This window comes from Pseudomonas sp. KB_15, from assembly GCF_052114525.1.
Taxonomy (GTDB): Bacteria; Pseudomonadota; Gammaproteobacteria; order Pseudomonadales; family Pseudomonadaceae; genus Aquipseudomonas.
On sequence record NZ_JBFREX010000171.1, the window covers coordinates 1 to 500 of the forward strand.

General features: G+C 64.2%; 1 protein-coding gene. It reads right to left on the reverse strand.

All coding sequences use genetic code 11. The features are described from left to right. Nucleotides 1–500 (reverse strand): ABC transporter transmembrane domain-containing protein (locus AB4Z35_RS30295; RefSeq protein WP_442101200.1); only part of this gene is annotated, 500 nt, incomplete at both ends.

Sequence of the window (500 nt, forward strand, 5' to 3'; positions counted from 1 at the left end):
ACAGCGAGTTCTGCGAGCGGATCGCGGCGGTGCGGTAGGTGCGCAGGTTCTCGTCGTAGCGGTGGGCCTCGTATTCCTCGTTGCCGAAGTACTTCACGGTCTCGAAGTTCAGCAGCGAGTCGATCGCCTTCTGGTTGGCGCGCGAGTCCAGCTCGTTCATCTTGCGCCGGAAGTGCGTGCGCCACTCGGTCACGACGATGGTGAACACGATGTAGCCGACCAGCGCGCAGGTGGTGATCGCCGCGAACCAGATGTCGTAGCGGACCACGAAGAAGCCGATCACCAGCGACATCTCCACCAGCGTGGGCAGGATGCTGTACAGCGAGTACGAGATCAGGGACTGGATGCCGCGCGTGCCGCGCTCGATGTCGCGGCTCATGCCGCCGGTCTGCCGGTCCAGGTGGAAGCGCAGCGACAGCGCGTGCAGATGGCGGAAGACCTGCAGCGCGATCTCGCGCACCGCGCTCTGCGTCACCTTCGAAAAGAGGATCTCCCGCAAC